The organism is Leeuwenhoekiella nanhaiensis, assembly GCF_002744755.1.
GTDB lineage: Bacteria > Bacteroidota > Bacteroidia > Flavobacteriales > Flavobacteriaceae > Leeuwenhoekiella > Leeuwenhoekiella nanhaiensis.
The window spans coordinates 1-12,610 of sequence record NZ_KZ319289.1 but is presented as its reverse complement, the minus strand read 5'-3'; the positions used below and the strand labels follow the sequence as shown (position 1 = coordinate 12,610).

Annotated in this window: 13 protein-coding genes; 7 read left to right on the top strand and 6 right to left on the bottom strand. The window is 43.7% G+C overall.

The window, feature by feature from the left end; translation table 11 throughout:
• The 3 genes from CJ305_RS06685 to CJ305_RS06675 form a co-directional block, all read right to left on the bottom strand.
• Positions 1-867 carry a DUF58 domain-containing protein gene (locus CJ305_RS06685; protein WP_099645494.1) on the bottom strand — a complete coding sequence of 289 codons (867 nt, stop codon included), beginning with the start codon at positions 865-867 and terminating at the stop codon, positions 1-3.
• An 82-nt stretch (positions 868-949) separates the two neighbouring features.
• Positions 950-1,954, bottom strand: coding sequence for an AAA family ATPase (locus CJ305_RS06680; protein WP_099645493.1), 1,005 nt, complete (start codon positions 1,952-1,954; stop codon positions 950-952).
• A 208-nt stretch (positions 1,955-2,162) separates the two neighbouring features.
• Positions 2,163-3,002, bottom strand: a complete 840-nt coding sequence (locus tag CJ305_RS06675; protein ID WP_223248816.1) for a DUF4382 domain-containing protein — start codon at positions 3,000-3,002, stop codon at positions 2,163-2,165.
• A 150-nt stretch (positions 3,003-3,152) separates the two neighbouring features.
• Here CJ305_RS06675 and CJ305_RS06670 point away from each other — a divergent pair, with 150 nt between their 5' ends.
• The 4 genes from CJ305_RS06670 to CJ305_RS06655 are packed head-to-tail and all read left to right on the top strand — an operon-like array spanning position 3,153 to position 6,255.
• Entirely contained in the window at positions 3,153-3,908 is a 756-nt protein-coding gene (locus CJ305_RS06670) for an SDR family NAD(P)-dependent oxidoreductase (RefSeq protein WP_099645491.1), read from the top strand.
• A gap of 53 nt (positions 3,909-3,961) precedes the next feature.
• Entirely contained in the window at positions 3,962-4,351 is a 390-nt protein-coding gene (locus tag CJ305_RS06665) for a four helix bundle protein (RefSeq protein ID WP_099645490.1), read from the top strand.
• Positions 4,352-4,387: 36 nt separating this feature from the next.
• Positions 4,388-5,524, top strand: coding sequence for an ATP-binding protein (locus CJ305_RS06660; RefSeq protein ID WP_099645489.1), 1,137 nt, complete (start codon positions 4,388-4,390; stop codon positions 5,522-5,524).
• Positions 5,524-6,255: a metallophosphoesterase family protein gene (locus CJ305_RS06655; protein WP_099645488.1), complete on the top strand. Its 732-nt coding sequence runs from the start codon at positions 5,524-5,526 to the stop codon at positions 6,253-6,255. The genes CJ305_RS06660 and CJ305_RS06655 overlap by 1 nt, the downstream gene beginning before the upstream one ends.
• 50 nt (positions 6,256-6,305) lie before the next feature.
• On the opposite strand, the gene CJ305_RS06650 is transcribed toward CJ305_RS06655, so the two are convergent.
• Positions 6,306-6,908 carry a hypothetical protein gene (locus CJ305_RS06650; protein WP_099645487.1) on the bottom strand — a complete coding sequence of 201 codons (603 nt, stop codon included), beginning with the start codon at positions 6,906-6,908 and terminating at the stop codon, positions 6,306-6,308.
• Positions 6,909-7,227: 319 nt separating this feature from the next.
• Here CJ305_RS06650 and CJ305_RS06645 point away from each other — a divergent pair, with 319 nt between their 5' ends.
• From CJ305_RS06645 to CJ305_RS19595, 3 genes are all read left to right on the top strand, one after another.
• Positions 7,228-8,352: an SPFH domain-containing protein gene (locus tag CJ305_RS06645; protein WP_099645486.1), complete on the top strand. Its 1,125-nt coding sequence runs from the start codon at positions 7,228-7,230 to the stop codon at positions 8,350-8,352.
• Between the two features lie 18 nt (positions 8,353-8,370).
• Positions 8,371-9,462 (top strand): TFIIB-type zinc ribbon-containing protein, encoded by a 1,092-nt coding sequence (locus tag CJ305_RS06640; protein WP_099645485.1) that lies wholly within the window; start codon positions 8,371-8,373, stop codon positions 9,460-9,462.
• Between the two features lie 92 nt (positions 9,463-9,554).
• Entirely contained in the window at positions 9,555-10,202 is a 648-nt protein-coding gene (locus tag CJ305_RS19595; protein WP_143469354.1) for a collagen-like protein, read from the top strand.
• A gap of 79 nt (positions 10,203-10,281) precedes the next feature.
• Here the strand turns inward: CJ305_RS19595 and amaB are convergent, their stop codons facing one another.
• Positions 10,282-11,835, bottom strand: a complete 1,554-nt coding sequence (amaB, locus tag CJ305_RS06630; protein WP_099645484.1) for an L-piperidine-6-carboxylate dehydrogenase — start codon at positions 11,833-11,835, stop codon at positions 10,282-10,284.
• A 141-nt stretch (positions 11,836-11,976) separates the two neighbouring features.
• On the bottom strand, positions 11,977-12,513 hold the full coding sequence (locus CJ305_RS06625) for a 3-hydroxyanthranilate 3,4-dioxygenase (protein WP_099645483.1): 537 nt from the start codon (positions 12,511-12,513) through the stop codon (positions 11,977-11,979).
• Positions 12,514-12,610 lie beyond the last annotated feature (97 nt).

Sequence of the window (12,610 nt, the reverse complement as noted above, 5' to 3'; positions counted from 1 at the left end):
CTATCCTCTTCTTTTAAAATAACCTAGTAATTTTTTTACATAACTTTCATCGGTACGCACATCGATAACGCCTGCCCCGCTGCGGGTAAAGCTTTCTTTAAAATAGCCTACGCGGTCGCGGTAATATTTGGCGTAGTTGTCGCGCACTTTTCGCGAAGTGGTATTGACCAAAAGCAACTCGCCGGTTTCTTCATCTTCCATCTGCACCACACCCAAACTAGGGATTTCTTCTTCCCGGCGATCGTAAATGCGAATGCCGGTAATGTCGTGACGCTTGGCGGCAATTTTCATCGTATCGTTATAATCGTCTGCGATAAAGTCTGAAAGCACAAAAACAATGGCTTTCTTCTTCATCACGCTCGATAAAAACTTAAGCGCCTGAGCCACATCGGTGCGCTTACTTTTCGGCTTAAATTCAAGCAGTTCGCGAATGATGCGCAATACGTGTGACTTTCCCTTTTTAGGCGGAATGTAGAGCTCGATGCCGTCTGAGAACAAAATCAAACCGATTTTATCATTGTTTTGTAGTGCCGAAAAGGCAAGCGTCGCTGCGATTTCGGTTACAATTTCCGATTTAAACTGCTGGTCTGTACCGAAAAATTCGGAGCCGCTCACATCTGCAATAAGCATCATGGTGAGTTCGCGCTCCTCTTCAAAAACCTTTACAAAGGGCTCGCTGTAGCGGGCGGTGACATTCCAGTCTATATTACGCACATCATCGCCAAACTGATACTGCCGCACTTCACTAAAGGTCATACCCCGTCCCTTAAAGGTAGAATGGTATTCCCCTCCAAAAATATGATCAGACAGTCGCCTGGTCTTGATCTCTATCTTGCGTACTTTTTTTAAAAGTTCTTTAGTATCCATAATTCAGCAATCAGCAGGCAGTAGCAGCAGGCAGTTTATCGCGATATGCTGTATAAACTGAAAACTGAGACTGCGGTCTGGTTTAAGGTACTTCGATCTCGTTTACGATCTTGTTGATGATTTCTTCGGTGGTGACGTTTTCGGCCTCTGCCTCGTAGGTGATCCCGATACGGTGGCGCAACACGTCGTGTACGATGGCACGTACATCTTCCGGAATTACATAGCCGCGGCCTTTGATAAATGCATAGCATTTTGCTGCTGTAGCCAGATTGATACTACCCCGTGGAGACGAACCGAAACTGATAAGAGGTTTTAGATCGGCCAGTTTGTAGTTTTCAGGATAACGGGTAGCGAAGATGATGTCCAAAATATATTTTTCGATCTTTTCGTCCATATAAACCTCACGCACCGCTTCCTGAGCACGTAAAATCTGCTCTATAGAAACCACCGGATTCACCTTCTCATATGCACCTTTTAGATTTTGGCGAATGATGAGTTGTTCTTCGGCGTGTTTGGGATAGTCAATAACGGTTTTCAACATAAAACGGTCAACCTGAGCTTCGGGCAGTGGATAGGTACCTTCCTGCTCCACCGGGTTTTGAGTTGCCATTACCAGGAACGGAGCGTCCAGTTTAAACGTCTCGTCACCAATGGTCACCTGCTTTTCCTGCATCGCCTCAAGCAGGGCACTCTGAACCTTTGCCGGAGCACGGTTGATCTCATCTGCCAGTACAAAGTTGGCAAAGATGGGTCCTTTTTTAATGCTGAAATCATTCAGCTTCATATTGTAAATGAGTGTTCCCACAACGTCTGCCGGAAGCAAATCGGGCGTAAACTGAATACGGCTAAAACTCCCGTGAACAGCCTGTGAAAGCGTGTTGATCGCCAGCGTTTTTGCAAGACCGGGAACCCCTTCAAGCAGAATATGTCCCCGACCCAAAAGGCCTATCAAAAGTCTTTCGACCATATGTTTTTGACCTACGATGACCTTATTCATCTCCATCGTCAGGATTTTTACAAAAGCACTTTCTCTTTCAATCTTTTCATTGATGGCTCCAATATCAACAGATGCGCCGGTATTTTCCATAATTTATATGCTATTAATGTATATTTTACATTCTAAAGGTTAACTTTTCTTCAAAACGATTGCGTTAAGCTATCGTTAAAACCCCAGCCAGAGCACGCATTAGAAACCACTTAGCTGCAGTGCTTCTAATGACTGGTTTTAAAATAAAGTGTTGCAAAAAAAAAAGCAATCTTCTCAGATTGCTTTTCAAATATACAGTATTTAAGACTTATTCTTCAACTACGACAACCGCACCAACACTGGTTGTTTGTCCGTTTTCAACAACAACGTCTTCCACAATAAAGGTGGTGATAACACCTTCCGTAATCTCAGCTCTTACGGTTAAATCATAAGTTCCTTCAGGCAGACCTACTAATTCAAAGTCTCCATCAGCGTTAGTAGAAGTGGTAACTTCAGTTGTTCCAACTAAGGTACTTACCGTTGCTGGAATCACAACATCTCCGGTTGTAAATACACTACCCGAAACGGCTCCGGTTGCCTCTATCGCAGTCGCGCGAATAACCGGTTTAAGACTGTAACCACCATTACCCTGAGTTACGATTGATTTGTCAACATCAAAGTCAAGAACTACGGTGTAAAATACACCAGCCTCAAGGGTTTGATTGAATTGTACTTTTAAACCTGATTGTTGTGCACTTGGGGTTTGCAATGGATACGTTTCACCATCAACAACCACTGTATTATCTGAACCTAAGATAAGTCTGATTTGGTTAATCGCTCCGGCAGGAATGTCTTCGTCGGCAAGTAACGCGTAAGTACCTCCGGTTAGCTCAAGAAGGTCATAAATTTCCGGATCTACCAGTAGTTCATACTCATCTCTTTCGAAATCATCATCGTCTGTAGCATCATCTATATCGTCAAGATCTTCATTGTACTTTACAACCACAGCTTCAACATCTATATAAACGTGATCGTAATCACCGGGACCGTCTACCAGTCGCACAGACATTCCCGCGGTACCGCGGTCTGAAGAGTTAGAATCATCACTACACGAAGTAAATGCTATAAATGCTACAAAGAGCATACTTAATTTGAATATTGTTTTCATTGTTTGATTATTAAGATTAGATTTCCCAAAGATGATGTGCTTCGGGCTCATTATCAAATCCTTTAACGGCAATTAACGAAGTTTAGTATTGCTTTAAGGAATGCCGCGTAGGTAAAACCTTATTTTCATACGACCAAAAAAAATCAAATTATGAAAGGAAAAACAGCATTTATAACCGGCGCCACCAGCGGGATTGGCAAGGCAACGGCCACGCATTTTGCAGCTAACGGCATTAACCTCATTCTTTGCGGAAGAAGGCAGGATCGCCTCGACGCGCTTCAGGCAGCTTTAAGGAGACACGTTAAGGTTCATACTCTTAATTTTGATGTACGCAATAAAGAAGCGGTACAGCAAGCCATAGCCGGTTTACCCGAAGATTTTCAGCAAATAGACATTCTCATCAATAACGCCGGTAATGCTCACGGCCTTGATCCCATTCAGGACGGAAGTACCGAGGATTGGGATGCCATGCTCGACATCAACGTAAAAGGTTTGCTTTATGTGAGCGATGCCATCATCCCCAAAATGATCAGGGCAAACAGCGGCCATATCATCAATATTGGTTCAACCGCCGGGAAAGAGGTTTACCCCAAAGGCAACGTGTATTGCGCAAGTAAGCACGCTGTAGATGCCATCAATCAGGGGATGCGACTCGACCTGAATGGCTACAACATACGTGTGGGCGCCGTAAACCCGGGAATGGTAGAAACCGAATTCAGTGAAGTGCGTTTTAAAGGGGACGCTGATAAAGCAGGCAAGGTGTACCAGGGCTTTAAACCCTTACAGGCCGAAGACGTTGCAGACATCATCCATTTTGTCGTGACCAGACCCTATCACGTAAACATCGCAGATCTCGTGGTTATGAGTGTTGACCAGGCTTCGAGTACGGTGGTGAATAAGAAGTAACTATTATTATTTTTATTGTTATTATTATTTACTTTTTGATAAGGTACTGAATAATGGCGCATTATAATTCATTTGAAGATCTCGAGGTTTTTAAAAAAGCCCGTGAAGTTTCACAAAAAGTTTGGGTGATTATTCAAACCACAGAATTGAGACACGATTTTGAACTCAGAAATCAAATAAATGCTTCTTCAGGGTCGGTGATGGATAATATTGCTGAAGGATTCGGAAGAGGAGGTAACAAGGAATTTATTCATTTCTTAGGTATTGCCAGAGGCTCGTGTTGCGAAGTCAAATCGCAATTATTAAGATGTTTAGATCGAGGGTATCTTGATGAAAATTCCTTTTATAAGTTTAATGAGGAAACTCAGGATTTAATAGATCAATTGAGTAAATTTTCAAACTACCTTAAACATTCTGATAAACGCGGAAATAAATTTGATTAACCGAATAGCAATAAAAATAATAATTGCAATAAGCCAATGATCAACAAACGCCTTCTTATTAAAAACCTGCTCGCGCACAATGACGAGAACAGTTTTTATGACAAGAAGCGTAAAGTGGATATCAGCAACAAAGAGGGCAAAGCCAAATTTTTAAAGCACATCTGTGCACTTTCAAACTCCAATCCTAAAAACAACAGCTATATCGTCATTGGGGTTGAGGACGAAAGCAATGAGATTGTGGGGGTTCCGTTTTTTGATGACAGCAAGATTCAGAACCTGATTAACGCGTATCTCGATAATCCGCCTATTGTTTCTTACGAAAACATTCCGTTTCCACATCTGCCAGCAGATTTGGTTGTGGGTTTGGTGACCATTAGAGCTCTAAACAAGCTTACAGCGCTCAAAAAAAACATCTGGAAATATTGGGGAGGAACGGTTTTCTACCGGGACGGAAGCATTTCTATGCCGAAGTCTTTTAAAAGCGAAATCTTAGACGTTAACAGCGAAATCGTAGCTACTATTGAAAAACATTCGCACAACAGCATTGAGCATACACTTAATGGAGTTATTGACTTTATAAATGTGCGCCACGCCGATCTGCACACCCAATACAAGGTTTTTAAAGAACAGTTTGTAGTCTGCTGGGCCGGAAACAAAAAGGAAGTAAAGGGAGAAACCTACTTTAGCCGGGTAGATATTGAACTCATCAACGAGCAGGTGCGTATTTTTTATTCGGCACTCGACGAAGTCTCAATCACGATGACAGAAGATTCGTTTACCATCTTAGAATATGTGTTGTTGGGGCTTCAGGGCAACTACAAATACTATCCGCTTGAAGAATTGACGCTTCATTTTAACGAAAACGGCTCCTATTCTATTGACAGCGATCTGGTTTTTGAACCTCCGAAATACGACAAAAAATTGTTGCACCACATCTACAATAACAACAATACTATACTAAATAAAGTCTTGGCGGGAATTGAACTGAATAAAGGGGAAACTGCAGATTTGTATAACCTGCCTGCAACATATTTGCTATGTTACCTAAACGGTTTTGAACCGGCTCTCGAAAAACTGGAAAGTATACGGCCATTTCTGCGTAAGTTTGACAGTAAATTATATCAATCCTATAAAGAAAACATACGCATTCTGCGTAAAGTAAAATACAATTAATGGCACGTACACTGGCTATTGGTGACATACACGGCGGACTCAAAGGCTTAAAACAGGTTTTAGAACGGGCAGCAGTACAATCCGATGATTTGCTCGTCTTTTTGGGCGACTATGTTGACGGGTGGAGCGACAGCGCACAGACCATAGATTTTTTGATCGACCTTAAAACCAGGCAAAACTGCATCTTTATTAGAGGGAATCATGACGAGCTCGTTTCAGACTGGCTTAAAACCCATAAAACCAATGAAACCTGGCTCAATCACGGCGGAATAAGCAGTATAAAATCGTATCAATCCTATTCTGAAGCACAGCGGAAGGAGCACCTGGAGTTTTACGAGGCTCTTGAGAATTATCACATAGATGTAGCCAATCGTATGTATGTGCACGCGGGTTTTCAAAACCACAATGGACCCGAGTATGAGCATCACAGCACGGCTTTTTACTGGGATCGTACCTTTTGGGAAATGGCAGTAGGTCTCGACAAAAGCCTAAAGCCAGATGATCTGGAGTATCCCAAGCGCCTTACGCATCACCGAGAGATTTTCATAGGTCACACTCCCGTTACCCGAATCAACCGAGACGTGCCCACTCAAATGGCTAATGTGTGGAATGTAGATACGGGTGCGGCTTTCTACGGAAAACTTTCCGTCATTGATGTGGATACCAAAGAATTTTGGCAAAGTGACCCGCTTTACAAATTGTATCCTGATGAAGATGGCAGAAACGCATAAAAAAAACCGAAGCATAAAACTTCGGTTTTTTCAGTTAGTCAATTATGCGACTAGGCTACCACCTTATGCTTGTTTTGCCACTCGCGCAATTCTTCCCATTTTCCTTCATAGGCCAAGCGAGCCTGATCAGGCCAGGTAGCCGGTTGATGCGCATCTGTTGCACGCCCGCTACCGGTAAGAATTTCACGGCATCGTTCAGCTGAAGTAGTTGACAGTTCTTTCCAGGTATTTATACCATTTTGTTTTAATAACGAAGCAATTTCTATGTTTATGCCTTCAACGATAGTCAGATCATCCTGAATCACATCCTGACCATATGCAGCTTTGGCTTCTTCTGACCGAAAGTTATTCGGGGTTTCCGTAGTTCCGCTGGCAATATTCTGAACCGCATTCAGTTTAGATTTTGAACTGGCCAATTCAGATTCTACATTGCTCAAACGGGTTTGTAGATTTGATATGGTATTCTCTAGTTCTTTACGCTTCTCAAGAGAAGTATTGAGTTCGCGATTCTTCGCTTCATATTTGTTTTCCCAGGCTTCTAATTCCTTCTTTGAATCAGGTGATTTTTTAGTGGCATATCCCATAAGATACCCAATCACAATACCTAAAATTCCGGCTAATACCGGGCCTGCAATCATCCAATTTATTTCCATGATTATTATGTTTGTTTAGTTAATAAATGTAAAGCTAACAGGATGATCTCTTAAAATTTCAGTACACCGGGTTAAACAAAACCCAAATCAACCCGTTGATAATCAGTTAATTTTAAGATAAATAATCGTTTTATAATTCTATTGCAAACTTTAAAAATCCTAGTTCGCAAGCCAATCCCCTCCTCTCTGACAAGGCATAAAATTGAAACGCATACTCTTAAAACAGCAAAGGGTATATCAAAAAAAATTGAGTAGTTTGAAACAAATTCCGAATTCTAACAACTAATAACCAAATTCAATAACCGGTAAAACATCAATTATGGGACTATTTGACAAAATCAAAGAAAAACTCAGCCACGAATTTATAGACATCATCGAGTGGCTCGATTATACGGAAGACACCATTGCCCACCGGTTTGAGCGGTATCAAAACGAAATTAAAAACAACGCAAAACTCATCGTACGTGAGGGTCAGACTGCTGTTTTTGTCAATGAAGGGCAGCTTGCAGACGTATTTGGGCCCGGTACCTATACACTTAACACACAAAACCTTCCGATTTTAACGACACTTAAAGGCTGGAAATACGGTTTTGACAGTCCGTTTAAGGCCGAAGTTTATTTTGTAAACACCCATCTGTTTACCGACGAAAAGTGGGGAACTAAAAACCCCATTACGCTGAGCGACGAGCGCTTTGGTTTGGTAGAAATACGCGCGTTTGGTACTTATGCCTTCCGCATTGGCGATGCCGGAAAATTCATTAAAGATATCGTGGGCACCGATGCCAACTTTACCAATTTCGAAATCAACGAGCACCTAAAAAGCCTCATTGCCACTCGCTTTACCGATACCGTGGGCGAAGCCAAATTGCCTATTGAATTGTACGCGGCAAACACAACTGAGCTTTCAGAAACCTGTAAAGAGGTTATGCAGCCCGAGTTTAGCAGCGTGGGGATTTCACTCGAAAAATTCTTTATCGAAAACGTGTCGATGCCCGAAGAGCTCAAAAAGGAAATCTTTGAGTACAGTCGTATCGATAAACTGGATTTGGATAAGCTTACCAAGTTTAAAACCGCAAAAGCTATCGAAGCAGCGGCAAACAATGAAGGAGGCACGGCCGGCGCCGGAATGGGAATGGGAATGGGCTTTGCCCTCGCCCAGCAAATGGGTGCAGCAATGGCAAAACCTCAGGCGCATCAACCCGCAACTCAGGCCGCAACGCCACCCCCTATGCCTGCAGCCACGCAGTATTATTTCGCCCTTAACAACCAGCAGCAGGGCCCGGTAAGCTTTGAGCAATTGCAGTCTTTATTTGCGTCACGTACCATAAATCGTAATTCGCTGATCTGGAAACAGGGTATGAGCGAATGGAAAGCCCTGCAGGAGTTAGACGAATTGAAGCCCTTTTTAGGTGGAAACACACCACCTCCATTACCGGCTCAATAATTTGACAACAACCACACGGTGAGCGATTCTGTCATTCAAAAATCGGAACTTAAAAAAGCCTGTAAAAACTGTGGTGCCGAGCTTACCTACAAGCCCGGCACTACCCAGATTACCTGTGACTATTGCGGTCACCAAGAAGAACTCAACCTGAGTCTAGATACTCTAAAAGAATTACCCTTGCGCGAGTATCTGCGCGAAATGGGAGCTCAGGCCAATTCAGTAGAAATAAGCCTGCTGCATTGCAAAAACTGTGGTGCAAATCAGCATGTAGAAGAAAATTACAAGTCCCTGCACTGCGTGTATTGCGGCACTCCGCTCATTCGGGAAGATGCGGTAACCGAGCAATGGATTCTTCCGGGAGGGGTATTGCCTTTTCAGCTCACGCAACAGGAAGCACTCGTGCGCTTTAAAAAATGGGTAAAAGGCCTGTGGTGGGCGCCTAATGATTTACAAAAAGCCAGCCTTGATCCGCAGTTTACAAAAGGTTTGTATTTGCCATACTGGACTTTTGACGCACAGCTTTACGGCCGATATACCGGATCGAGAGGCGATTATTATTATGAAACCGAAACTTACCGCGATTCTAAAGGCCGAAGACAAACCCGTCGCGTACGTAAGACCCGCTGGTCTCCGGTCTCCGGAAACATACAGGGTTTTATAGACGACACCCTGATCAATGCGTCAAAACAACACACCGGTAAAGTGCCGCGTGGCGTAAGCCGTTGGGACTTAAAAAAGCTACAGCCTTTTGAAAGCGGTTTCCTCTCCGGTTTTGTTACCGAAAAATATACCATCCCCTTAAATCAGGGGCATCTGGAAGCTCAGGACGAAATGCGAAATATAGCCACGGTCTGGGCAAGACGTGATATTGGCGGCGACGAGCAGCGCGTTAACCAGCTCAATATTCAGCTTGAGGAGGAAACCTTTAAACACATTCTGCTTCCGGTGTACATAAGCGCCTATCGTTATAAAAACAAGGAATACAGCTTTTTTGTAAATGGCGAAAACGGAAGCATTTCAGGCAAGCGCCCGTATTCCTTTTGGAAAATATTTTTTGCGGTATTGGCGGGACTTTTGGTATTTGCAGCCCTTTATCTTTTCAGTAATTAAATCTGAAAAGGTTCAATTAAATAAAAAAATAAGTTTTTGTGTTAACCTTAGCCCGGATGTGATCATAAAGAGTAAAACTTAAATACTCTATTATGAAAACAAGCAACACACACATGAAACTGGCCACTAAACTTATGCTGGCCTTAGTACTCACTATCGGATTGCACTCCTGCTCTCCGGAAGATGGAGAAATCGGGCCGCAGGGGCCTCAAGGAGAACAAGGTCCTGCGGGACCGGCCGGCCCTCAAGGTACTCAGGGACCCGCAGGTCAGGATGGCGCTGATGGTCAGGACGGTGAAGATGGCAATGCCGAAGTCTATTACAGCGACTGGATTCCTGCAGCATTTACCGGTTCATCAGCTACTGTAAAATTTATGGGTATTGATTTTCCCGCATCTTTGCCCAGTGCCACAAGCATAAAAAACACGCACGTCGTTCTGGTTTACTTTACAGGATATGGTGATGGCAATGTGTATTTATTACCGGTACTCAATTTCAGGGGGGCTCAGTTTACCGCCGGTTTTGGTAGCGGTTCTGGAGCATCAGCAGATATTAATATCACCGCCCGATCAACCTCAAGCTCACCTTTGAGCGAGTTTGCCATAAGCCCCGATCGCGGTAACCGTTTTCGTTACGTAATTATTCCACCAACGGTGAATGTCAAGTCTAAAGAAGGAAAGAATAAGCTTGATTATTCTGATTACGAAGCTGTAAAACGCTATTTTGATATAACCGACTAGGTTTAAATACGAGGTCTATAAGCAAAACAGGCTGTCTTAAAACCAAGACAGCCTGTTTTGCTTATAGTATTTCAAAATCTTACAAATCAAACTTAATCCCCTGCGCCAGCGGAAGCTCAGTCGTATAATTAATGGTATTGGTTTGTCGGCGCATATACACCTTCCAGGCATCGCTACCGCTCTCGCGGCCACCTCCGGTTTCTTTTTCACCACCAAAAGCACCGCCAATTTCGGCTCCGCTGGTACCTATATTTACATTAGCGATACCGCAGTCACTACCGGCAACACTCAAAAAGCGCTCGGCTTCACGTAGATTGTTAGTCATTATCGCTGAAGACAGTCCCTGACGCACGCCGTTTTGCAGGGCGATGGCATTTCCCACATCTCCGCTGTATTTCATCAGGTATAAAACAGGTGCAAAAGTCTCGTGCTGCACAATCTCAAAATGGTTTTCTGCTTCGGCGATAGCAGGTTTAACGTAGCAACCGCTTTCGTAGCCTTCGCCTTCAAGGACTCCGCCTTCCACGATGATTTTTCCGCCTTCTTCAACAACTTTTTCTAAGGCTTTTTGATAGTTCTTAACCGCGTCGGTATCAATTAAGGGTCCTACGTGGTTTTTTTCGTCCAGCGGATTCCCAATACGCAATTGACCATAGGCATCAACAATCGCATTTTTAACTTTATCGTAAATACTTTCGTGAATGATTAACCTGCGGGTAGACGTACAGCGCTGCCCGGCAGTTCCAACCGCTCCAAACACCGCCCCGATTACCGTCATCTTTAAATCAGAATCTGGAGTGACGATGATCGCATTGTTTCCGCCCAACTCCAACAAGGATTTGCCCAGACGGGCACCCACCGTTTGCGCGACCTGTTTTCCCATTCGGGTAGAACCTGTGGCGGAGATTAAAGGTACGCGCTCGTCCTGAGTCATCAGCTCGCCCACTTTATAATCCCCATTTATTAAGCACGAAATACCTTCAGGCAGGTTGTTTTTAGCAAAAACACGAGCGGCTATTTTTTGACAGGCGATTCCGGTAAGCGGTGTTTTTTCGGAAGGTTTCCAGATACACACATCGCCACAAACCCAGGCCAAAGCCGTATTCCAGGACCATACAGCTACCGGAAAGTTAAATGCCGAAATAATACCCACAATCCCAAGCGGGTGGTATTGCTCGTACATACGATGCCCGGGGCGCTCGCTGTGCATGGTCAAACCATGAAGCTGACGCGATAGTCCCACCGCAAAATCGCAGATATCAATCATCTCCTGCACTTCGCCCAGACCTTCCTGATAACTCTTACCCATCTCGTAGGAAACCAATTTTCCCAAAGGTTCTTTTAGGCGACGCAACTCTTCATTAAACTGGCGCACCACCTCACCGCGTTGGGGAGCCGGCATTTGACGCCAAACCTTAAAAGCTTCCTGAGCAGTTTGCACCACCTGCTCGTATTCCTCAGGAGTGGTCTGGGTGACGCTGGCAATGTGCGAACCATCAACCGGAGAAACAGAGTCTAAAAGGCTTCCGCCATTCATAGATTTTGTACCGGTAGAAGTGCCCGGATTTTGAGCTTCTATAGCTAAAGCTTTTAATGCTTCAGAGATTGCTGTATTTGCTAGAGTTTCGGCCATTATTTTGTGCTTTTCGTATTAATTAAGTTTCAATTCTACGAAGTTAGTAAATCAAAAGAGGTAATTAAAGCATTTATTGACAGATTCATAAACCAAAAATGCACCTCCTTAAGGTGCATTGGCTCATTATTGAAAGTAAACTTAATCCTGCACAAATCGAGGGTCTGCTTCCATCACCGTACCGCAATTGTCGCAGGTGCGCAGTTCTTTGCTTCCGTAAAATTCTTTAAAGTGCTTTAAAAAATCTTTTTCGATATCATTTAGTGGAAAATAAACCTCATACAGTTTGTTGTTGCAATTGTCGCAAAACCACAAGAGACCGTCTTTACCTTCCAGATCAGCGCGTTTACGCTCTACCACCAGACCTATAGAACCCGGCTTGCGTACAGGAGAATGCGGCACTTTTGCCGGATGCAGATACATATCGCCCGGGCCCAGCTTCATCGTACGCTTCTCACCATCTTCCTGTATATGCACTTCAATCTCTCCTTCAAGCTGGTAAAACAGCTCTTCGGTCTCATTGTAGTGATAGTCTTTACGGGCGTTGGGGCCGGCAACAGCCATCACGATATAATCATCGGCGTCTTTATACAGATTTTTATTTCCTACCGGCGGCTTCAGTAATTCACGGTTTTCTTCTACCCAACGGGTAAGATTAAAAGGTTTTGCAATTGGCATAATCAAATTCTTTTAGGCTTAAAAATACGATTTTCCCAAAGATGCTTTGGCAGCAAAGAAACCGGAAAAAAGAAAATCCCTTCACACATGAGCTGCG